Source organism: Kitasatospora sp. NBC_00458 (assembly GCF_036013975.1).
Lineage (GTDB): Bacteria > Actinomycetota > Actinomycetes > Streptomycetales > Streptomycetaceae > Kitasatospora.
On the sequence record NZ_CP107904.1, the window covers coordinates 6,703,358 to 6,726,922 of the forward strand.

Consider the following 23,565-nt stretch of genomic DNA (forward strand, 5'->3'; position numbering starts at 1 on the left):
TCGATCGGTTTCCAGGGATTGGTGTTCCATGGCGAGTGAAGAGCAGCTCCTCGACCACCTGCGGTGGGTCACCGCCGAACTGCACCAGAGCCGCCAGAACCTGCGGGAGCTCCAGGAGGAGAAGCACGAACCGATCGCGGTCGTGGCGATGAGCTGCCGCTACCCCGGTGGGGTGCGGTCCCCCGAGGACCTGTGGCGCCTGGTCGCCGACGGCACCGACGCCATCACCGAGTTCCCGGCCGGCCGTGGCTGGGACCTGGCCGGCCTCTACGACCCCGATCCCCGCGCGGCCGGCAAGTCCTACGCCCGCGAGGGCGGATTCCTGCACGACGCCGACCGGTTCGACGCCGACCTCTTCGGCATCGCACCGCGCGAAGCGCTCGCCATGGACCCGCACCAGCGGCTGCTGCTGGAAACCTGCTGGGAGGTGTTCGAGCGGGCGGGCATCGTGCCGTCCTCGGTACGCGGCAGCCGCACCGGAGTCTTCGTCGGAGCGATGCAGCACGACTACGGGACGGACCTGCGCGACCTGCCCGACGGCGTCGAGGGCCATCTGTCGACCGGTGCCGCCGGAGGGGTCACCTCCGGCCGCATCTCGTACACCTTCGGCCTCGAAGGCCCGGCGATGACCGTGGACACCGCCTGTTCCTCGTCGCTGGTCGCCCTGCACGTCGCCGGCCAGTCGCTGCGGCAGGGCGAGTGCGACCTGGCCCTGGCCGGCGGGGTGACCGTCATGTCCACCCCCCTGCTCTTCACGGACTTCAGCCGCCAGGGCGTCCTGTCCCCCGACGGCCGCTGCCGGTCCTTCGCGGCCGCCGCCGACGGCACCGGCTTCTCCGAGGGGGTCGGCGTGCTGCTGCTGGAGCGGCTCTCCGACGCCCGGCGCCACGGACACCCGGTGCTGGCCGTCCTGCGCGGCAGCGCCGTCAACCAGGACGGTGCCAGCAACGGCCTGACCGCGCCCAACGGGCCGTCCCAGGAACGGGTCATCCGCCAGGCACTGGACGCCGCCCGTCTGGAGGACCACCAGGTCGACGCCGTGGAGGCGCACGGGACGGGCACCAAACTGGGCGATCCGATCGAGGCACAGGCCCTGATGGCCACCTACGGCGGCAACCGTCCCGCGGACCGGCCGCTGTGGCTGGGCTCGGTGAAGTCGAACATCGGTCACACCCAGGCGGCCGCCGGTGTGGCCGGTGTGATCAAGATGGTGATGGCGATGCGGCACGGCGTGCTGCCGCGCACCCTGCACGTGGACGAGGCGACCCCGCACGTGGAGTGGTCGACGGGTGCGGTGGCGCTGCTGACCGAACCGGTGAGCTGGCCGCGGCGCGACGAGCCGCGCCGCGCCGGCGTCTCCTCCTTCGGCATCGGAGGCACCAACGCCCACCTGATCCTGGAGGAGGCACCGCCGGCACCGGACACCGGGGACGACGCGGACACCGGGTCCGGCGGCGTCCTGCCCTGGATCGTCTCCGGCAAGTCCCCGGCGGCCCTGCGCGCCCAGGCCGGCAGCCTGGCCGCCTTCCTGGAGGCCAACCCCGACGCCGACCCGCGCGACACGGCCCGCTCCCTGGCCACCACCCGGGCACTGCTCGGACACCGCGCCGTCGTCGTGGCCGGCGACACCGTTCGGGCCGGAGGGGAACTGCGCGCCCTCGCCGCCGGGCTGCCCACCCCTCAGTCCGTGACCGGCGAGGTCAGGACCACCGGGCGGACCGTGTTCGTGTTCCCGGGCCAGGGCTCGCAGTGGGCCGGAATGGCAGCGGGACTGCTGGCGGAGTCCGAGGTGTTCGCCGCCGAGGTGGCGGCCTGCGACGCGGCCGTGGCGGAGCTCACGGGCTGGTCGGTGCTGGAGGTGCTGCGCCAGGCTCCGGGGGCTCCGGACCCGGACCGCATCGAGGTCCTCCAGCCCGTCCTGTTCTCCGTGATGGTCGGACTGGCAGCCCTGTGGCGTGCCCAGGGCGTCGAGCCGGCCGCCGTGGTCGGCAGCTCGCAGGGCGAGGTCGCGGCGGCGTACGTGGCCGGGGCGTTGTCCCTCGACGACGCGGTGCGGATCATGGTCGTGCGCTCGCAGATGTTCGCGGACGAGCTGGTGGGCCGTGGCGCGGTGGCGTCGGTGCAGGCCCCGGCGTCCTGGCTGGAGGAACGGCTGGGGGCGTTCGAGGGTCGGCTGTCGCTGGCGGGGCGCAGCGGCCCGCGTGCGGTGACGGCGGCCGGTGACGTCGCGGCGCTGGAGGAACTGGTGGCGCTGTGCGCGCGGGAGGGAGTCCGGGCGCGGGTCGTGGCCTCGTCGGTGGCCTCGCACTGCGCGCAGGTCGATCCCCTGCGCGGGCGGCTGCTGGAGGCGTTCGCCGGCGTCCACCCGCAGGCGGGCACGGTGCCGTTCTACTCGACGGCCCGCGGCGGCGTGGTGGCGGGTACCGAGCTGGGAACGGAGTACTGGTTCGACAACGCCCGTTCTCCGGTGGAGTTCGAGGGCGCCGTCCACGCACTCCTGGCGGACGGCTTCGACACCTTCGTGGAGTGCAGCCCCCACCCGGTGACGACGATGAGCATCGAGTCGACCGTCGAAGCGCTCGGCCACCCCACCGCGGCGGCGGTCGGCACGCTGCGCCGGGACGAGGGAGGACTGGAACGGTTCCTGTTGTCGCTCGGCGAGGCCTTCGGTCGTGGACTGGCGGTGGACTGGCCGGCGGTGTTCGGCGGACGGGGCGCCCGCCGCGTCGACCTGCCCACCTACGCCTTCCAGCACCAGCGCTACTGGCTGAACACCGCCGCCCCGCAGTCGAGCGCCACCGCCGGCGGGGAGCCGCTGGACGGCGACTTCTGGGAGATCGTGGCCCGCGAGGACCTGCCGGCCCTGGCCGGCGCCCTGCGACTGGACCCGGCCGGGGAGGAACAGCGTGCCTCGCTCGCCGTGCTGCTCCCGTCGCTGTCCAGCTGGCACCGCAGCCGCCGGGAGCAGGCCCAGGCCGATGCGGCGCGCTACCGGATCACCTGGCGGCCGCTCGACGAGCCGGGCGCCGCGCAGCCGGTGACGCTGTCCGGCACCTGGCTGGTGGCGGTGCCCGCGGGCGCGAACGGCACCGCGGAGGCCGAACGGCCGGCCGGCCGGCTCGCCGCCTGCCTCCGGGCACTGCGCGACCACGGAGCGCACGTCGTCACCGCCGAGGTGAACCCCGGCGTCGACGACCGGCACGTCCTTGCCGCGCGCCTGCGCGACCTGCTCGCCGCCGAACCGGCGTCCGGCGAGCCGTCCGGCGTGGTCTCCCTGCTCACCCTGGACGAGACCGCCGACCCGGACGGCCGGTCCGCACATGCCGTGGTCAGCGGGACCACCACCCTGATCCAGGCCCTCGGGGACGCCCGGGTCCGTTCCCCGCTGTGGTGCGTGACCAGCGGCGCCGTCGGCGCCGGGGAACCCCGCCGCACGCCCGACCCCGTCCAGGGCCTGGTGTGGGGACTCGGCCGGGCCGCCGCGCTGGAACACCCCGACCGCTGGGGCGGCCTCGTCGACCTGCCCGAGAGCCCGGACGGGCAGGTGCTGAGGCGGCTGTGCGCGGTGCTCGCCGGACTCGGCCACGAGGACCAGATCGCGATACGGCGTTCCGGGATCCTGGCCCGGCGCCTCGACCACGCGCCTCTCGACGACACCGAGCCCGCCACGCCCCTGCGGCCGCACGGCACGGTACTGATCAGCGGCGCCGACAACGCCCTCGGTACCCACGCCGCCCGCTGGCTGGCCCGGGCCGGCGCCGAACACCTCCTGCTGCTGCCCACCGCACCCACCCGGCCGACCGAGCCCGGCGAGCCCGGCGAGCCCGACCTCCGGACCGCGACGGAGCTGCAGGCGGAGCTCGGCGCACTCGGCAGCAGGGTCACCGTGCTCGGCAGCGCCGCGACCGACGGGCCCGCCCTCCGGGAGGCGCTGGCACGGCTGCCCGCCGAGCAGCCGCTGACCGCGGTCGTGCACACGGTGGCCGCCTGGGACGACGAGCCGCTCGACGCCCTCGACCCGACCCGTCTGGCGGCTGCCGTCCACGCGCAGACCTCCGCCGTGACCAACCTGAGCGAGCTGGCACAGGAGCAGGGACTCTCGGCGTTCGTCCTGCTCGGCTCGCTCCCCGGAGTCATCGGCGGTGCACGCCAGGCCGGCCGACTGGCCGCGAGCGCCTTCGCCGACACGCTGGTCGAGCAGCGTCGGGCGCGGCAGCTCGCCGCGACGTCGCTGGCCTACGGCCCGCTCGCCGCCGACGCCGGGGACGGAGGGGCCGCCGCGCCGGACTGTGCAGCGGACGAGCGCCTGCTGGCTCTCGGCGTCAACGCGCTGGCCGTGCCGACGGCCGGCACCGCTTTCCAGCAGGCGCTGGCAGGCGGCCGGGAGAGCACCGTCGTCGCCGACGTCACCTGGCCGCGACTGCTCACCGCCCTGGCCGCGGTACGGCCCAGCCCCCTGCTCGGCGACCTGCCCGAAGCCCGGGAGCTCCGCGCCCGCACCGAGGCGGCCGGAAACCGGACGGAGAGCGACGCGGCCTTCCTGGCCCAGCGGCTGGAGACGCTGGGCGACGGGGAGGCGGAGGAGTTCCTCGTCCAGCTGGTGGCGACCCAGGTCGCCCAGGCACTCGGACACGCCTCCGCCGAGTCCGTCGACTCGGGCCGTGCCTTCCGGGACCTGGGCTTCGACTCGCTGAGCGCCGTGGACCTGCGCAACCGCCTCAACGCGGCGACGGGCCTGCGGCTGCCGGTCACGGTGGTGTTCGACCACCCCACCCCGGCCGCGCTCGCCCGCCAGCTGTGGCGGCGGATCGGTGAGGGCCGGGCCCCCCGCCGCAGCCTTCCGGTGACCGGGCAACTGGACCAGCTGGAACGTTCGCTGGCCGAACTGGCCACGCCCGAGGACACCCAGCGCGTGGAGATCACCGCAAGGCTGCGCGCCCTGCTCTCGACCTGGACCGCACGGCACGAGCCGGAGCAGGACGCCTTCGACTCGGGCCTCGACCTGGAGAACGTCACCGCGGAGGAGCTCTTCGACGTGCTGGACCAGGAACTCGACGTGAGGTGAGCCCGGACGGATCCACGGCCGAGTGACCGGCCGGCCGTGGCAGCCCCCACCCCCTCACCTCCCCTTCTCCGGCACACCCCACGCGATCTTCCACACGGCCTTCTAAGGAGCTGACGTTGGTGGCGAACGAGGAAAAGCTCCTCGACTACCTCAAGCGAGCGACCGCCGATCTGCGGGAGTCCCGCCGGCGTGTCCGGGAGCTGGAGGAGAAGGACCAGGAGCCGATCGCGATCGTCGGCATGAGCTGCCGGTTCCCCGGCGGCGTGGGCTCCCCGGAAGAGCTCTGGCAACTCGTGGCGGACGGCCGGGACGCCATCGGCGGATTCCCCACGGACCGCGGCTGGGCCGAGGACCTCTACGACCCGGACCCGGAGCGGGCGGGGAAGTCCTACACCCGTGAGGGCGGCTTCCTCCACGACGCCGCCGAGTTCGACGCGGGCTTCTTCGAGATCTCGCCCCGGGAAGCGACCACGATGGACCCGCAGCAGCGGCTGCTGCTGGAGGCGTCCTGGGAGGCGTTCGAGCGGGCTGGCATCGACCCGTCCTCGCTGCGCGGCAGCCGGACCGGTGTCTTCGCCGGCGTGGCCTACCACGACTACGGCCCGCCACTGCACGACGCGCCCCCGGAGATCGAGGGCCATCTGCTGACGGGCAACGCGGGCAGCGTCGCGTCGGGTCGTATCTCGTACACGCTGGGTCTGGAGGGGCCGGCGGTGACGGTGGACACCGCGTGTTCGTCGTCGCTGGTGGCGCTCCACCTGGCCGCGCAGGCGCTCCGGCAGGACGAGTGCACCCTGGCGTTGGCCGGTGGTGTGGCGGTGATGGCCACGCCCGGTGGCTTCATCGAGTTCAGCCGGCAGCGGGGGTTGGCCGCGGACGGTCGGTGCAAGTCCTTCGCGGCCGCCGCGGACGGCACCACGTGGTCCGAGGGTGTGGGCGTGCTGCTGGTGGAGCGGTTGTCGGACGCGCGTCGTCACGGGCATCCGGTGCTGGCGGTGGTGCGGGGTTCGGCGGTGAATCAGGACGGTGCGTCGAACGGTCTGACGGCGCCGAACGGTCCGTCGCAGCAGCGGGTGATCCGGCAGGCGTTGGAGAGTGCGCGTCTGACGGCGGCTCAGGTGGATGTGGTGGAGGCGCACGGGACGGGCACGAAGCTGGGTGACCCGATCGAGGCGCAGGCGCTGCTCGAAACCTACGGACAGGGCCGCGGTGTCGAACGCCCGCTGTGGCTGGGTTCGTTGAAGTCGAACATCGGGCATACGCAGGCGGCTGCGGGTGTCGCGGGTGTGATCAAGATGGTGATGGCGATGCGGCACGGTGTGCTGCCGCGCACCCTGCACGTGGACGAGCCGACGCCGCACGTGGACTGGTCGGCGGGCGCCGTGGAGCTGCTCACCGACGCGCGGGAGTGGGTGCCGGGTGACGAGCTTCGGCGGGCGGCGGTCTCGTCGTTCGGTGTGAGCGGGACGAACGCGCACGTGATCCTGGAGCAGGCTCCGGTGGAGGAGCCTGTCGCGGAGGTCGTCGAGCCGTCGTCGTTGCCGGTGGTGCCGTGGGTCTTCTCGGCGAAGACCGAGGGTGCTCTGCGGGCGCAGGCTGGGAGGTTGGCGGCTTTTGCCGGTGGTCGTCCGGACGTGTCGTTGGTGGATGCCGGGTTCTCGTTGGTTTCGTCGCGTGCGGTGTTGGAGCACCGTGGTGTGGTGGTGGCGCGTGATCGGGCGGAGGCGTTGGCGGGTCTGGAGGCGCTGGCGGCGGGTGGTGGTGTCGCGGGTGTCGCGGGTGGTGGTCGGGTGGCGGTGTTGTTCTCGGGTCAGGGTGCGCAGCGTGCGGGGATGGGTCGTGGGTTGTATGGGGTGTATCCGGTGTTCGCGGCTGCGTTGGACGAGGTGTGTGGTGAGCTGGATGTGTGTCTGGCGGGTGAGTTGGCGGCTGCGGGTGTGTCGGGTGGTGTGCGTGAGGTGATGTTCGCGGATGCCGGTGGTCTGTTGGATCGGACGGTGTTCACGCAGGCCGGTCTGTTCGCGTTCGAGGTGGCGTTGTTCCGGCTGTTGGAGAGTTGGGGTGTGGCCGCGGGGTTTGTGGCGGGTCATTCGGTGGGTGAGGTGGTTGCGGCGTTCGTGGCGGGGGTGTTCTCGTTGCGGGACGCGTGTGTGGTGGTGGCGGCGCGTGGTCGGTTGATGGAGGCGTTGCCGGCGGGTGGGGCGATGGTGTCGGTGCGTGCGGAGCTCGCGCGGGTGGAGGAGGTGCTGGCTTCCGTCGGGGGTCGGGTTGCGGTTGCGGCGGTGAACGGTCCGCGGTCGGTGGTGGTCTCGGGTGAGGCCGACGCTGTGGCGGAGGTGTCTGCGGTGCTGGTGGCGGAGGGTTGCAAGACGCGTGAGTTGAATGTGAGCCATGCGTTCCATTCGCCGTTGATGGATCCGATGTTGGAGGAGTTCGGTCGGGTTCTGGAGGGTGTGGAGTTCGGGGTGCCGCGGATTCCCGTGGTCTCGAATCTGACGGGTGAGTTGGCGTCGGATGTGTTGTGTGAGCCTGGGTACTGGGTGCGGCATGTGCGGGAGGCGGTGCTGTTCCACGAGGGTGTGCGGGCTCTGTATGGGGCGGGGGCGCGGGCGTTCGTGGAGGTGGGTCCGGACGGTGTGCTGACGGCGATGGCGGCCGACACTCTGGAGGACAGTGACGGTGTCGTGTGCGTGGCTGTTCAGCGTCGTGATCGTCCGGAGCCGTTGGCGCTGGTGCAGGGCGTCGCGGAGGCGTTCGTGAACGGCGTGGCCGTCGACTGGTCGCGGCTGTTCGACGGCCAGGGCGCCCGGCGGGTGGACCTGCCGACGTACGCCTTCCAGCGCGAGCGCTACTGGCTGTCGACGGGAACCGCCAGCGGACACGACATGCTGTGGACGGCTACCCGGACACAGGGCCGTACCTCCACGGGCACGGCCTCGGATTCCCTGGCCCGCACCCTGGCCGGCCGTGGTGACGACGAGCGGCTTTCGGTGCTGCTCGACCTCGTCCAGGTCCAGACGAGCGAGGTCCTGGGGCACGTGTCGACCGACGCGGTCCAGACCGATCGAGCCTTCAAGGAACTGGGCTTCGACTCGCTGACCGCAGTCGAGCTCCGCAACCGTCTCAAGTCGGCGACCTCGCTGGACCTGCCGACCAGCCTGGTCTTCGACTACCCGACGCCGGCTGCGCTCGCCGAGCACCTGCACGGCCTGGTGACCGGCTCGGAGAGCGGTTTGCAGGTGACCGATCCGACCGGTGGTGTCACCGATGAGCCGATCGCGATCATCGGCATGAGCTGCCGGTTCCCCGGGGGTGTGGGCTCTCCGGAGGACCTGTGGCGGGTGGTGGCCGAGGGCCGGGACGGGATCTCGACGTTCCCGCTCGACCGCGGGTGGGCCGAGGACCTGTACGACCCCGAACCGGGAGTGGAGGGCAAGTCCTACACCCGCGAAGGTGGGTTCCTGCACGATGCCCCGGAGTTCGACGCGGGGTTCTTCGGGATCTCGCCGCGTGAAGCCGTGGCGATGGATCCGCAGCAGCGGCTGCTGCTGGAGACCTCGTGGGAGGCTCTGGAGACGGCCGGGATCAACCCGTCGACGCTGCGGGGAAGTCGGACCGGTGTATTCGCCGGTGTCGCCTCCCTCGACTACGGTCCCCGTCTGCACGAGGCACCGGAGGAGGTCGCCGGGTACCTGGGGCTGGGAAACGCGGGCAGTGTGCTGTCCGGTCGTGTCTCGTACACGCTGGGGTTGGAGGGGCCGGCGGTGACGGTGGACACGGCGTGTTCGTCGTCGCTGGTGGCGCTGCACCTGGCCGCGCAGGCGCTGCGGCAGGGCGAGTGCACCCTGGCGTTGGCCGGTGGCGTGACCGTGATGTCCAGCCCGGCGGCATTCCTGGAGTTCAGTCGTCAGCGTGGTCTGGCGGCGGACGGTCGGTGCAAGTCGTTCGCCGCTGCGGCGGACGGCACCGGTTGGGCCGAGGGTGTGGGTGTGCTGTTGGTGGAGCGGTTGTCGGATGCGCGGCGTCACGGGCATCCGGTGCTGGCGGTGGTGCGGGGTACGGCGGTGAATCAGGACGGTGCGTCGAACGGTCTGACGGCGCCGAACGGTCCGTCGCAGCAGCGGGTGATCCGGCAGGCTTTGGCCAACGCGCGTCTGACGGCTGCCCAGGTGGACGTGGTGGAGGCGCACGGGACGGGCACGAAGCTGGGTGACCCGATCGAGGCGCAGGCGCTTTTGGCGACCTACGGTCGGGAGCACACGGCCGAACGGCCTTTGTGGCTGGGTTCGTTGAAGTCGAACATCGGCCACACCCAGGCTGCTGCGGGTGTCGCGGGTGTGATCAAGATGGTGATGGCGATGCGGCACGGTGTGCTGCCGCGCACCCTGCACGTGGACGAGCCGACTCCGCACGTGGACTGGTCGGCGGGCGCCGTGGAGCTGCTCACCGACGCGCGGGAGTGGGTGCCGGGTGACGGGCCGCGTCGTGCTGCGGTGTCGTCGTTCGGTGTGAGCGGGACGAACGCGCACACGATTCTGGAGCAGGCACCGGTGGAGGAGCCTGTCGAGGAGGTCGTCGAGCCGTCGTTGCCGGTGGTGCCGTGGGTGGTGTCGGCGAAGTCTGCTGGGGCGTTGGCTGCGCAGGCTGGGCGGTTGGTGTCGTTTGTCGGTGAGCGTGATGGCCTGCGTGATGTCGATGTGGCTTCGTCGTTGGTTTCGTCGCGTGCGGTGTTGGAGCACCGTGGTGTGGTGGTGGCGCGTGATCGGGCGGAGGCGTTGGCTGGTCTGGAGGCGCTGGCGGCCGGTGGTGGTGTCGCGGGTGTCGCGGGTGGTGGTCGGGTGGCGGTGTTGTTCTCGGGTCAGGGTGCGCAGCGTGCGGGGATGGGCCGCGGGTTGTACGGGGTGTATCCGGTGTTCGCGGCGGCGTTGGACGAGGTGTGTGGTGAGCTGGACGTTTGTCTGGCGGGTGAGTTGGCGGCTGCGGGTGTGTCGGGTGTGCGTGAGGTGATGTTCGCGGATGCCGGTGGTCTGTTGGATCGGACGGTGTTCACGCAGGCCGGTCTGTTCGCGTTCGAGGTGGCGTTGTTCCGGCTGTTGGAGAGCTGGGGTGTGGCCGCGGGGTTCGTGGCGGGTCATTCGGTGGGTGAGGTGGTCGCGGCGTTCGTGGCGGGGGTGTTCTCGTTGCGGGACGCGTGTGTGGTGGTGGCGGCGCGTGGTCGGTTGATGCAGGCGTTGCCGGCGGGTGGGGCGATGGTGTCGGTGCGTGCGGAGCTCGCGCGGGTGGAGGCGGTGCTGGCTTCCGTCGGGGGTCGGGTTGCGGTTGCGGCGGTGAACGGTCCGCGGTCGGTGGTGGTCTCGGGTGAGGCCGACGCTGTGGCGGAGGTGTCTGCCGCGCTGGTTGCGGAGGGTTGCAAGACGCGTGAGTTGAACGTCAGCCATGCGTTCCATTCGCCGTTGATGGATCCGATGTTGGAGGAGTTCGGTCGGGTTCTGGAGGGTGTGGAGTTCGGGGTGCCGCGGATTCCCGTGGTCTCGAATCTGACGGGTGAGTTGGCGTCGGATGTGTTGTGTGAGCCTGGGTACTGGGTGCGGCATGTGCGGGAGGCGGTGCTGTTCCACGAGGGTGTGCGGGCTCTGTATGGGGCGGGCGCGCGGGCGTTCGTGGAGGTGGGTCCGGACGGTGTGCTGACGGCGATGGCCGCGGACACTCTGGAGGACAGTGACGGCGTCGTCTGTGTGGCTGTTCAGCGTCGTGATCGTCCGGAGCCGTTGGCGCTGGTGCAGGGCGTCGCGGAGGCGTTCGTGAACGGCGTGGCCGTGGACTGGTCGCGGCTGTTCGACGGCCAGGGTGCGCGGCGGGTGGATCTGCCGACGTATGCGTTCCAGCGTCGGCGGTACTGGCTGGAGGAGTCGGTGCCGAGTGTGTCGGCGGGGACCGGTGGCGCGGTGGATGCGGTGTTCTGGGATGCGGTCGAGCGTGGGGACGTGGCGTCGTTGGCGGCGGACCTGCGGGTTGACGGTGAGGTGCTGGGTGAGGTGATGCCGGCGCTTTCGCAGTGGCTGACGTCGCATCGGCGGCAGCAGTCGGTGGAGTCGTTGCGTTACCGGGTTTCGTGGCAGGCGCTGAATGAGGTGGAGGGTGCCGACCGGGACGTCGCGGGTGTGTGGGTGCTGGTGGTGCCGGTGTCGGGTGCGGGGGAGGCGGCGGATGGTGTCGAGGCTGCGTTGACGGTGGGTGGTGCTCGGGTGGTTCGGGTGGTTGTGGGGGATGTTCTGGATCGGGTGGGGGTTGCGGGGGCGTTGGGTGGGGTTGTGTCGTCGGTGGGTGGTGGGGTGCGGGGTGTGGTGTCGTTGTTGGCTTTGGCGGAGGGGGAGTCGGGGTGTGTGCCGGTGGGGTTGGGGGGTTCGTTGGTGTTGGTGCAGGGGTTGGGGGATGCGGGGGTGGAGGCGCCGTTGTGGTGTGTGACGCGGGGTGCTGTGGGGGTGGGTTCGGTGGATGTGGTGTCGAGTCCGGTGCAGGCGATGGTGTGGGGTCTGGGTCGGGTGGTGGGTTTGGAGCATCCGGGGCGGTGGGGTGGTGTGGTGGATCTGCCGGGGGTGTTGGAGGGGCGGGTGTGGGAGCGGTTGTGTGGGGTGTTGGCGGGGTCTTCGGGTGAGGATCAGGTGGCGGTGCGGGCGTCGGGGGTGTTCGGGCGTCGTCTGGTGCGGGCGGGTTCGGCCGGTTCGGCGGGTTCGGGTGGTGGGTCGTCGTGGCGGGCGTCGGGTTCGGTGTTGGTGACGGGTGGTACGGGTGCGCTGGGTTCGCATGTGGCGCGGTGGTTGGCGCGTGCGGGGGCGGAGCATCTGGTGCTGACGAGCCGTCGGGGTGGGGCTGCGCCGGGTGTGGCGGAGTTGGTGGCGGAGTTGTCGGGTGCGGGGGTGGAGGTGACGGTCGTGGCGTGTGATGTGGCTGATCGTGAGGCGTTGGCGGGGGTGCTGGCCGGGATCCCGGAGCAGTACCCGCTGACCGCCGTCATCCACACCGCCGGGGTCGGTGACCCGACGTCGCTGGAGGCGGCCGATCTCGACGGCGTCGCGGACGTCCTGGCTGCGAAGGCCCGCGGAGCCGCCAACCTGGACGCCCTCCTCGGTGACACCCCGCTGGACGCCTTCGTGCTGTTCTCCTCGATCGCGGCCACCTGGGGCAGCGGCCACCAGGGCGCCTACTCGGCGGCCAACGCCTTCCTGGACGGGCTGGCCGAGCAGCGCAGGGCCCGCGGGCTGGCGGCCACGGCCGTCGCCTGGGGCCCCTGGGCCGGGGACGGCATGGGCGGCGGCGAACCCGGCGAGCAGATGAGCCGTCGCGGCGTGCCCGGCCTGGACCCGGAGCTCGCGATCGGCGCCCTGCAGTACGCGCTGGACCACGGCGACCGGACGGTGACCGTCGCGGACGTGGCCTGGGACCGCTTCACCGCGGCCTTCACCTCCGTCCGGCCCAGCCCGCTGCTGGGCGGTCTCCCCGAGGTGCGGCAGCTGCTCGCGGAAGCCGAGGGGCGGACCGGGGCGGACCGGTCGGCGGACGGCGGACCGGTGCTGGCCCAGCGGTTGAGCGGCCTGCCCCCGGCGGAGCGCGACCGGGTGCTGGCGGAACTGGTCGGGGCCGAGATGGCGAAGGTGCTGGGCCACACCTCGGCGGAGTCGGTGGACGCGACCAAGACGTTCCAGGAGCTCGGCTTCGACTCGCTCGCCGCGGTCGACCTGCGCAACGGCCTGAACGCCGCGACCGGCTGTCGGCTGCCGGCCACGATGGTCTTCGACTACCCGACGGCGGAGGACGTGGTCGCCTACCTGCGGGAGGAGCTCGGCGGCGACGGGACCGACCCGTCCGACGCGGAGTTCTCGGAGATCGACCAGCTGGAGGCGCGCCTCGCGGCCGCGGCGTCGGACGAGACCACGCGGGCCAGGATCACGGGTCGCCTGGAGGTTCTCCTAGCGAAGTGGAAGGGCGGTGCGCCGGCCGGTGCCTCCGTCGCCGATCAGCTCGAATCGGCATCGGACGACGAGATCTTCGACCTCCTCGGAAGCGAGTTCGGCATCTCCTGATCGTCCCGAACCAGTCCGCCGAACCATCTTTCTTGGGAACATCGAATGGCCAGTGAAGACAAGCTCCGTTACTTCCTCAAGCGCGTCACCGCGGACCTGCACGACGTCCGCGAACGCCTGCGGACCGTCGAGGACAAGGATCACGAGCCCATCGCGATCGTCGCGATGAGCTGCCGCTACCCGGGCGGCGTGCAGTCGCCCGAGGACCTCTGGCAGCTCGTCACCGAGGGCGCCGACGCGATCTCCGAGTTCCCGACCGACCGCGGCTGGGACGTGGAGCGGCTCTACGACGCCGACCCCCAGCGCCACGGCACGACGTACGTGCGGGAGGGCGGGTTCCTCCATGACGCGGCCATGTTCGACGCGGGGTTCTTCGGGATCAGTCCCCGCGAGGCCCAGGCGATGGATCCCCAGCAGCGGGTGCTGCTGGAGGCGTCCTGGGAGGTCCTGGAGCGGGCGGGGATCGACGCCTCGTCCCTGAAGGGGAGTCGGACGGGCGTCTTCGTCGGCGGTATGGCCCAGGACTACGGCCCGCGCCTCCAGGAGGCGACGGAAGAGGTCGAAGGGTACATCCTGACCGGCACGGCCGGCAGCGTCATGTCCGGGCGCATCTCCTACCTGCTCGGTCTGGAGGGACCGGCGCTGACGGTCGACACCGCCTGCTCCTCGTCGCTGGTGGCGCTGCACCTGGCGGCCCAGGCGCTGCGGCAGGGCGAGTGCACCCTGGCCCTGGCCGGCGGTGTCACCGTCCTGGCGACGCCGGAGGGCTTCATCGAGTTCAGCCGGCAGCGCGGTCTCGCCCCGAACGGCAGGTGCAAGCCGTTCGCGGCCGCGGCCGACGGTACCGCCTGGGGCGAGGGCGTCGGCATGCTGCTGCTGGAGCGGTTGTCCGATGCGCGGCGCAACGGCCATCCGGTGCTGGCGGTGGTGCGGGGCAGTGCGGTGAACCAGGACGGTGCGTCGAACGGTCTGACGGCGCCGAACGGGCCATCGCAGCGGCGCGTGATCCGCCAGGCACTGGAGAGCGCGCGCCTGACGGCGGCTCAGGTCGACGTGGTGGAGGCGCACGGGACGGGCACGAAGCTGGGTGACCCGATCGAGGCGCAGGCGCTGCTGGCGACCTACGGCCGGGAGCACACGGCCGAACGCCCTTTGTGGCTGGGTTCGTTGAAGTCCAACATCGGCCACACCCAGGCGGCCGCCGGTGTGGGCGGCGTCATCAAGATGGTGATGGCGATGCGGCACGGCGTGCTGCCGCGCACCCTCCACGTGGACGCTCCCACTCCGCACGTGGACTGGTCGGCCGGCGCCGTCTCGCTGCTCACCGAGGCGGTGAGTTGGCCCGACACCGGCGAGCCCCGACGGGCCGCCGTCTCCTCGTTCGGTGTGAGCGGCACCAACGCGCACACCATCCTGGAGCAGGCTCCGGCCGTCGAGACGGCCGAGGGCGGTGCGGACGTCGCCGCGCCGGCAGGCCCGGAGGCCGCACCGGAGGCCGTCGAGCCCGTCGTCCTGGGCCGCCTCCCGTTGACGCCCTGGGTGCTCTCGGGCAGGAGCGCGCAGGCCCTGCAGGCCCAGGCACGGAACCTGCGCGATCATCTGGACGCCCACCCCGAGCCGGACCACGCCGACGTCGGTCACGCCCTCGCCACTACGCGCGCCGCCCTCGAACACCGCGCCGTCCTGCTGGCGGAGGACCGCGAGGGACACCTGGAGCGCCTCGACGCACTGGCCCGCGGCGAGGTCGCGCCGGGCGTGCTGCGCTCGGCGGCCGCCTCCCGGGTCGCGACGGTGTTCGTCTTCCCGGGGCAGGGCTCCCAGTGGGCCGGTATGGCACTGGACCTGCTCGAATCCTCCACGGTGTTCCGGGACCGCCTGCACGCGTGCGCGACCGCCGTCGAACAGTTCGTGGACTGGTCGCTGGTCGACGTCCTGCACGGCCGACCCGGCGCCCCGACCCTGGACCGCGTGGACGTCGTCCAGCCGGCGCTCTTCGCGGTCATGGTCTCCCTGGCCGAGGTCTGGAGCGCGTCGGGCGTCCGGCCGGCCGCGGTGATGGGTCACAGCCAGGGCGAGATCGCGGCGGCCTGCGTCGCGGGCGCGCTGACGCTGGAGGACGCGGCCCGCGTCGTGACGCTGCGAAGCAAGGCACTGGCCGCCGAACTGTCCGGCAAGGGCGGCATGGTGTCGGTCCCGCTGTCGGCCGACGAGCTGGCGCCGATGCTGGCTCCCTGGGGCGCGGCGATCTCCGTGGCGGCGGTCAACGGGCCGTCCTCCGTGGTGGTCTCCGGTGAACCGGCCGCTCTGGACGGTCTGTTGGCCGCCTGTGAGGAGCGGGCGGTCCGGGCCCGCCGGATCCCGGTCGACTACGCCTCGCACTCCCACCAGGTGGAGGCGATCCGTGAGCACCTGCTGGACGTGCTGGCGCCGGTCGCACCGCGCTCCGCGGACATCCCGTTCTACTCGACGGTGACCGGCGGCCTGCTGGACACGGCCGGGCTGGACGCCGACTACTGGTACCGCAACCTGCGGCAGACCGTCCGGTTCGAGGAGACCACGAGCCTGCTGCTGGCCCAGGGGAACCAGGCCTTCGTGGAGGTCAGCGCCCACCCCGTACTGACCATGGGCCTGCAGGAGAGCGTCGACGCCGCCCAGCCGGAGGCCGGGGCCCGACCGGACACCGGGGCGCCCGTTGTGGTCGGGACCCTGCGCCGCGACACCAACGGTCTGCACTGCCTCCTGACCTCACTGTCCGCACTGCACGTCGCCGGGGTGGCGGTGGACTGGCGGGCCGTGTTCTCAGGCCACCGGGCCCAGCGGGTGGAACTGCCCACCTACGCCTTCCAGCGCGAGTTCCACTGGCTTGAGCCCGGGGCTTCGGCCACCACCGGTCCGGCCACGGCCGCGACCCCCCAGGAGAGTGCCTTCTGGGATGCGGTCGAGCGTGGGGACGTGGCGTCGTTGGCGGCGGACCTGCGGGTTGACGGTGAGGTGCTGGGTGAGGTGATACCGGCGTTGACGTCGTGGCGTCGGCGCAGCGCGGACCAGGCTGTGGTGGACGGTTGGCGGTACCGGGTGGAGTGGCGTCCGCTGGGTGAGCCGGCGGGTGGGGCGCTGTCGGGTGTGTGGGTGCTGGTGGTGCCGGTGTCGGGTGCGGGGGAGGCGGCGGATGGTGTCGAGGCTGCGTTGACGGTGGGTGGTGCTCGGGTGGTTCGGGTGGTTGTGGGGGATGTTCTGGATCGGGTGGGGGTTGCGGGGGCGTTGGGTGGGGTTGTGTCGTCGGTGGGTGGTGGGGTGCGGGGTGTGGTGTCGTTGTTGGCTTTGGCGGAGGGGGAGTCGGGGTGTGTGCCGGTGGGGTTGGGGGGTTCGTTGGTGTTGGTGCAGGGGTTGGGGGATGCGGGGGTGGAGGCGCCGTTGTGGTGTGTGACGCGGGGTGCTGTGGGGGTGGGTTCGGTGGATGTGGTGTCGAGTCCGGTGCAGGCGATGGTGTGGGGTCTGGGTCGGGTGGTGGGTTTGGAGCATCCGGGGCGGTGGGGTGGTGTGGTGGATCTGCCGGGGGTGTTGGAGGGGCGGGTGTGGGAGCGGTTGTGCGGGGTGTTGGCGGGGTCTTCGGGTGAGGATCAGGTGGCGGTGCGGGCGTCGGGGGTGTTCGGGCGTCGTCTGGTGCGGGCGGGTTCGGCCGGTTCGGCGGGTTCGGGTGGTGGGTCGTCGTGGCGGGCGTCGGGTTCGGTGTTGGTGACGGGTGGTACGGGTGCGCTGGGTTCGCATGTGGCGCGGTGGTTGGCGCGTGCGGGGGCGGAGCATCTGGTGCTGACGAGCCGTCGGGGTGGGGCTGCGCCGGGTGTGGCGGAGTTGGTGGCGGAGTTGTCGGGTGCGGGGGTGGAGGTGACGGTCGTGGCGTGTGATGTGGCTGATCGTGAGGCGTTGGCGGGGGTGCTGGCCGGGATCCCGGAGCAGTACCCGCTGACCGCCGTCATCCACACCGCGGCGCAGCTCGACGACGCGCTGCTCGACGACCTGACACTGGACCAGGTGGACCGCGCGCTTCGGGTGAAGAAGGCCGCCGCGCTGAACCTGCACGAGTTGACCCGGGACATGGACCTCTCGGCATTCGTCCTGTTCTCCTCGTTCGCGGGGACGTTCGGCGGCGCCGGACAGGGCAACTACGCACCCGGGAACGCGTTCCTGGATGCCCTCGCGCACCACCGCCGGGCCGCCGGACTGCCCGCCACGTCGGTGGCATGGGGCCACTGGGCGGGCGGCGGCCTCGCCGAGGGAGCGGTCGAGCAGCGCCTTCGCCACCGGGGCGTGCCGGCGATGGACCCGGAGCTGGCCACCGCGGCGCTGCAGCAGGTGCTGGACGCCGACGAGACCTTCCTGGTGGTCGCCGATGTCGACTGGCGGCGCGCCCTGAGCACCGGCGAGAAGCCCACCGCGCTGATCGGGGAGCTCGCTGAGGTCCGCGAGTGGTCCGCCGCTGCGGCTGTCGCCCCGGCAGGCGCGGACGACTCCCGTGCGGTGTTGGTGCAGCGGTTGGTGGGGTTGTCCGAGGCGGAGCGTCGGGCTGTGGTGTTGGGTGTGGTGCGGTCCGAGGTGGCGTCTGTGTTGGGTCACTCCTCGGCGGAGGGGGTTGATGCGGTGCGGGCGTTCAAGGAGCTCGGTTTTGATTCGTTGACCGCCGTTGAGCTGCGGAATCGGTTGAATGCAGTCTTCGGACTGCGGTTGCCCGCCACGTTGGTCTTCGATTACGTTAGTCCGGCGATCTTGGTCGGTCATCTCCTGTCGGAGTTGCTCGGTGGGTCGCCGACTGCGGTTTCGGCTGCTTCGGGGGGACGGGGTTTGACCGCTACGGGGGCAGCGGTCGGCGAGGAGCCGATCGCTATTGTCGGCATGGGGTGTCGGTTTCCGGGGGGTGTGGGCTCTCCGGAGGAGTTGTGGGGTCTGCTGGCGGCCGGTCGGGATGCGGTTTCGCCGTGGCCGGTGGATCGCGGGTGGGATGTCGAGGGGTTGTACGACCCTGATCCTGAGCGGGTGGGGCGGTCGTATGTGCGTGAGGGTTCGTTCCTTGCGGATGTGGCCGGGTTCGATGCGGGGTTCTTCGGGATCTCTCCGCGAGAGGCGTTGGCGATGGATCCGCAGCAGCGGTTGCTGTTGGAGACGTCGTGGGAGGCGTTGGAGGCTGCGGGGATCGATCCGACGTCGTTGCGGGGTAGTCGGACGGGTGTGTTCGCGGGTACCAACGGTCAGGACTACGCGACGCTGTTGATGGGTGATGCGGGTAGTCGTGAGGGTCTTGAGGGTTTCCTGGGGACGGGGAACGCGGCGAGTGTCTTCTCGGGTCGTATCTCGTACACGCTGGGTCTGGAGGGGCCGGCGGTGACGGTGGACACGGCGTGTTCGTCGTCGCTGGTGGCGCTGCATCTGGCCGCGCAGGCGCTGCGGCAGGGTGAGTGTGATCTGGCGTTGGCCGGTGGTGTGACGGTGATGTCGACTCCTATCGGGTTCGTGGAGTTCAGTCGTCAGCGTGGTCTGGCGGTCGATGGTCGGGTGAAGGCCTTCGCGGCCGGCGCGGACGGCACCGCGTGGGGTGAGGGCGTGGGGATGTTGCTGGTGGAGCGGTTGTCGGATGCGCGTCGTCACGGGCATCCGGTGCTGGCTCTGGTGCGCGGTAGCGCGGTGAATCAGGACGGTGCGTCGAACGGTCTGACGGCGCCGAACGGTCCGTCGCAGCAGCGGGTGATCCGGCAGGCGTTGGAGAGTGCGCGTCTGACGGCGGCTCAGGTGGATGTGGTGGAGGCGCACGGGACGGGCACGAGGTTGGGTGACCCGATCGAGGCGCAGGCGCTGCTGGCGACGTATGGCCAGGATCGTCCTGTCGAGCGGCCGTTGTGGTTGGGTTCGTTGAAGTCGAACATCGGGCATACGCAGGCTGCTGCTGGTGTGGCGGGTGTGATCAAGATGGTGATGGCGATGCGGCATGGTGTGCTGCCGCGGACGCTGCATGTGGATGAGCGGTCGTCGCAGGTGGACTGGTCGGCGGGTGCGGTGGAACTGCTGACGGAGGAGCGGGCGTGGCCGGAGACGGGTCAGCCGCGTCGTGCTGCGGTGTCGTCGTTCGGTATCAGTGGGACGAACGCGCACACGATCCTGGAGCAGGCCCCGGTGGAGACCCTGGTCGCGGAGTCGGCCGAGGGCGAGGACGCGGATCGGGAATCCGTCGAGCCGTCGTTGCCGGTGGTGCCGTGGGTGGTGTCGGCGAAGTCTGCTGGGGCGTTGGCTGCGCAGGCTGGGCGGTTGGTGTCGTTCGTCGGCGAGCGTGATGGCCTGCGTGATGTCGATGTGGCTTCGTCGTTGGTGAGTGGTCGTGCGGTGTTGGAGCACCGTGGTGTGGTGGTGGCGTGTGATCGGGCGGAGGCGTTGGCTGGTCTGGAGGCGCTGGCGGCGGGTGGTGGTGTCGCGGGTGTCGCGGGTGCTGGTCGGGTGGCGGTGTTGTTCTCGGGTCAGGGTGCGCAGCGTGCGGGGATGGGTCGTGGGTTGTACGGGGTGTATCCGGTGTTCGCGGCTGCGTTGGACGAGGTGTGTGGTGAGCTGGACGTGTGTCTGGCGGGTGAGTTGGCGGCTGCGGGTGTGTCGGGTGGTGTGCGTGAGGTGATGTTCGCGGAGGGTGGTGTGGACGGTTCCGGTCTGTTGGATCGGACGGTGTTCACGCAGGCGGGGTTGTTCGCGTTCGAGGTGGCGTTGTTCCGTTTGTTGGAGAGTTGGGGTGTGGTTGCGGGGTTCGTGGCGGGTCATTCGGTGGGTGAGGTGGTCGCGGCGTTCGTGGCGGGGGTGTTCTCGTTGCGGGACGCGTGCGTGGTGGTGGCGGCGCGTGGTCGGTTGATGCAGGCGTTGCCGGCGGGTGGGGCGATGGTGTCGGTGCGTGCGGAGCTCGCGCGGGTGGAGGAGGTGCTCGCCGGTTTCGGGGGGCGGGTTGGTGTTGCGGCGGTGAACGGTCCGCGGTCGGTGGTGGTCTCGGGTGAGGCCGACGCTGTGGCGGAGGTGTCTGCGGTGCTGGTGGCGGAGGGTTGTAAGACGCGTGAGTTGAATGTGAGCCATGCGTTCCATTCGCCGTTGATGGATCCGATGTTGGAGGAGTTCGGTCGGGTTCTGGAGGGTGTGGAGTTCGGGACGCCGCGGATTCCCGTGGTCTCGAACGTGACGGGTGAGTTGGCGTCGGATGTGTTGTGTGAGCCTGGGTACTGGGTGCGGCATGTGCGGGAGGCGGTGCTGTTCCACGAGGGTGTGCGGTCGCTGCATGCGGCGGGGGCGCGGGCGTTCGTGGAGGTGGGTCCGGACGGTGTGCTGACGGCGATGGCGGCCGACACCCTGGACGGCGAGGACGTCGCCTGTGTGGCTGTTCAGCGTCGTGATCGTCCGGAGCCGTTGGCGCTGGTGCAGGGCGTCGCGGAGGCGTTCGTCAACGGCGTGGCCGTCGACTGGACACGGCTGTTCGACGGCCAGGGCGCCCGCCGCGTGGACCTGCCGACCTATGCGTTCCAGCACGAGCGGTACTGGATCGACGCCACGACGGGTGTCGGGGACGTGGTGTCGGCGGGGCTCGGTTCGGCGGACCATCCGCTGCTGGGTGCGGCGGTGGCGCTCGCGGCCGGTGACGGTTTCCTGTTCACGGGTCGGTTGTCGCTGCGGACGCATCCGTGGTTGGCGGATCACGCGGTGGCGGGGACGGTGTTGGTGCCGGGGACGGGGATGCTGGAGCTGGCTCTTCGTGCCGGTGCCGAGGTCGGTTGCGAGCACGTGGAGGAGTTGACGCTGGAGGCGCCGTTGGTGGTGCCCGAGCGCGGTGGTGTCCAGATCCAGCTGGCCGTGGGCGAGTTGGACGAGTCGGGTCGTCGTTCGCTGACCCTGCACTCGCGGATCCAGGGCGACGCCGAGGAGTCGCCGCAGGGCGAGTGGGTCCGGCACGCCACCGGTGTCTTGACCGGTGGCGCCCTCGCGGGTGACACCGCGTCGGCCGTCGACTGGTCGGAGTGGCCGCCGCAGGGCGCCGAGGTCGCGGACGTGTCGGACCTCTATGAGCGGTTCGCCGAGCGTGGGTTCGCCTATGGTCCGGTGTTCGCGGGCCTGCGGGCGGCGTGGCGCCGGGGCGAGGAGGTCTTCGCCGAGGTCGCCCTGCCCGCCGACGAGCAGGCCCAGGCGCCCCGCTTCGGCATCCACCCCGCCCTGCTCGACGCGGCCCTCCACGGTGTGGGGGCAGGAGACCTGACCGGAAACGACGACCGGGGCCGGCTGCCGTTCTCCTGGCAGGGCGTGTCCCTGCATGCGGTCGGTGCATCCGCATTGCGTGTCCGGCTGTCCTCTCAGGGCACCGATGTGATGTCGATCCACGTCGCGGACACCACGGGTGCTTCGGTTGCGACCGTGGAGTCCTTGGTGTTGCGGCCGGTGACGGACGCTCAGATTCATGCCGCGCCGGGTGCCGTCGCCGGCCGGGATTCGCTGTTCCGGGTCGATTGGACGCCGCTACTCGATGGTTCCGAGCGCCCGGCAGAGAGCGACCGTTGGGCCTGGCTGGGTGAGGTTGAGGCAGGGCCGGCGGTCGAGGAGGGCGGTCGGTTCGTGGATCTGGCTGCTCTTGGTGCGGCGGTCGATGCGGGGTTGGAGGTTCCGGGGACGGTTGTGCTCGGGGTGTCCGGTGGGTCCGGGGATCCGGTGGTGGGTGTCCGGGGGGTTGCGGCGGGTGTTCTGGGGGTGTTGCAGGGTTGGACGGCGGATGAGCGGTGGGCGGGTTCGCGTCTGGTGGTGGTGACGCGGGGTGCGGTGGCCGTGGAGTCCGGCGCCGGTGTCGCGGATCTGGCAGCGGCGTCGGTGTGGGGTCTGGTGCGTTCGGCGCAGTCGGAGCATCCGGGTCGGTTCGTGCTGGTGGACGTCGACGGTGATGTGTCCGGTGTCCTGCCGGGGGTGTTGGCCTGTGACGAGCCGCAGGTGGCGGTGCGCGGTGGTGTGGCGTTCGTGCCGCGGCTGGTTCGGGCTGCGGGTGCGGGGTCGGTGGAGGGTGGTGCGAAGGCGGCGTTCGGCGCTGCGGGCACGGTGCTGGTGACGGGTGCGACCGGCACGCTGGGTGCTTTGGTGGCGCGGCATCTGGTGGTGGGGCACGGGGTGCGGCATCTGGTGCTGGCGAGTCGGCGTGGTGCGGATGCCCCGGGGGCGGCGGAGTTGGTCGCGGAGCTGACCGGGGCCGGTGCGAGTGTGACGGTGGAGGCCTGTGACGTGGCCGACCGGGAGGCGCTGGCCGCGCTCCTGGCGCGGATCCCGGCGCAGGCACCGCTGACGGGGGTGGTGCACACGGCGGGTGTGCTGGACGACGGGGTGGTCGAGTCGCTCACCCCGGAGCGTTTGGACACGGTTCTGCGTCCGAAGTTGGATGCGGCCTGGCACCTGCACGAGCTCACCGAGCACCTGGACCTGTCGGCGTTCGTGTTGTTCTCGTCGGTGGCGGCGACGTTCGGTGCGCCGGGGCAGGGCAACTACGCCACCGCGAACGCGTTCCTGGACGGGTTGGCGCAGCACCGTCGGGCGAAGGGGCTGCCCGCGGTGTCCCTGGCGTGGGGTCTGTGGGCGGAGGCCTCCGGGATGACCGGGGCCCTGGGCGACGGCAGTGTGCAGCGGATGGCCCGTAGTGGGCTTCGTGGTCTGTCGTCGCGGGAGGGGTTGGAGCTGTTCGACGCCGCTTGCTCGGGGGGTGAGGCGGTGTCGGTGCCGGCGCGGTTGGATCTGGCGGTGTTCCGGTCGCAGGCGGCGGCGTCGGGCGGGGTGCCGGCGCTGTTGCGGGGTCTGGTTCGGGTTCCTGTCCGCAGGGCGTCGTCGGTGGTCGGTGGCCAGGACGCGGTCGTGGTGTTGAAGGGCCGGTTGGCGGGTCTGTCGGAGGTGGAGCAGCGGCGTGTGCTGCTGGATCTGGTCTGCGGTGAGGCGGCCGCGGTGCTGGGGCATGCGACGGCGGACGCGGTGGGTGCCGAACTGGGGTTCCTCGACGCGGGGTTCGACTCGCTGACCGCGGTGGAGTTGCGCAACCGGGTGAACGCGGCGACGGGGCTCCGGTTGCCGGCCACGTTGATCTTCGACTACCCCACTCCCGCAGCGCTCACCCAGCACCTCCAGAGCGAGATCGTGGACGACGGCCCCGCACCGCGGGAAACCGCGCTGGTCGCGGAACTCGACCGGGTGGAAGCGCTGCTCACGGCAGCCTCCGCTCCCGACGAGGCGACGCAGGCGTTGGTCGCCTCCCGGCTCAAGAACCTTCTTTCCCAGTGGAGCGGGAATTCGTCGAACGCCGCTGAAAGCGACGACGTTGCGGACAAGCTTCGTTCGGCATCGGCAGACGATCTCTTCGACTTCATCGACAGCGCATTCGGCGAGTCGTGA

At 71.5% G+C, this 23,565-nt stretch carries 3 protein-coding genes; all 3 read left to right on the forward strand.

Translation table 11 applies throughout. The features are described 5' to 3' along the window. The first annotated feature begins 28 nt into the window (after positions 1–28). Positions 29–5,065, forward strand: coding sequence for a type I polyketide synthase (locus OG550_RS27995; protein ID WP_327682112.1), 5,037 nt, complete (start codon positions 29–31; stop codon positions 5,063–5,065). A gap of 116 nt (positions 5,066–5,181) precedes the next feature. Continuing rightward, the gene (locus OG550_RS28000; protein ID WP_442906085.1) at positions 5,182–13,146 is read left to right on the forward strand and encodes a type I polyketide synthase; all 7,965 of its coding nucleotides are present in this window, start codon (positions 5,182–5,184) and stop codon (positions 13,144–13,146) included. Between the two features lie 45 nt (positions 13,147–13,191). Next, the gene (locus OG550_RS28005; RefSeq protein WP_327682117.1) at positions 13,192–23,565 is read left to right on the forward strand and encodes a type I polyketide synthase; all 10,374 of its coding nucleotides are present in this window, start codon (positions 13,192–13,194) and stop codon (positions 23,563–23,565) included.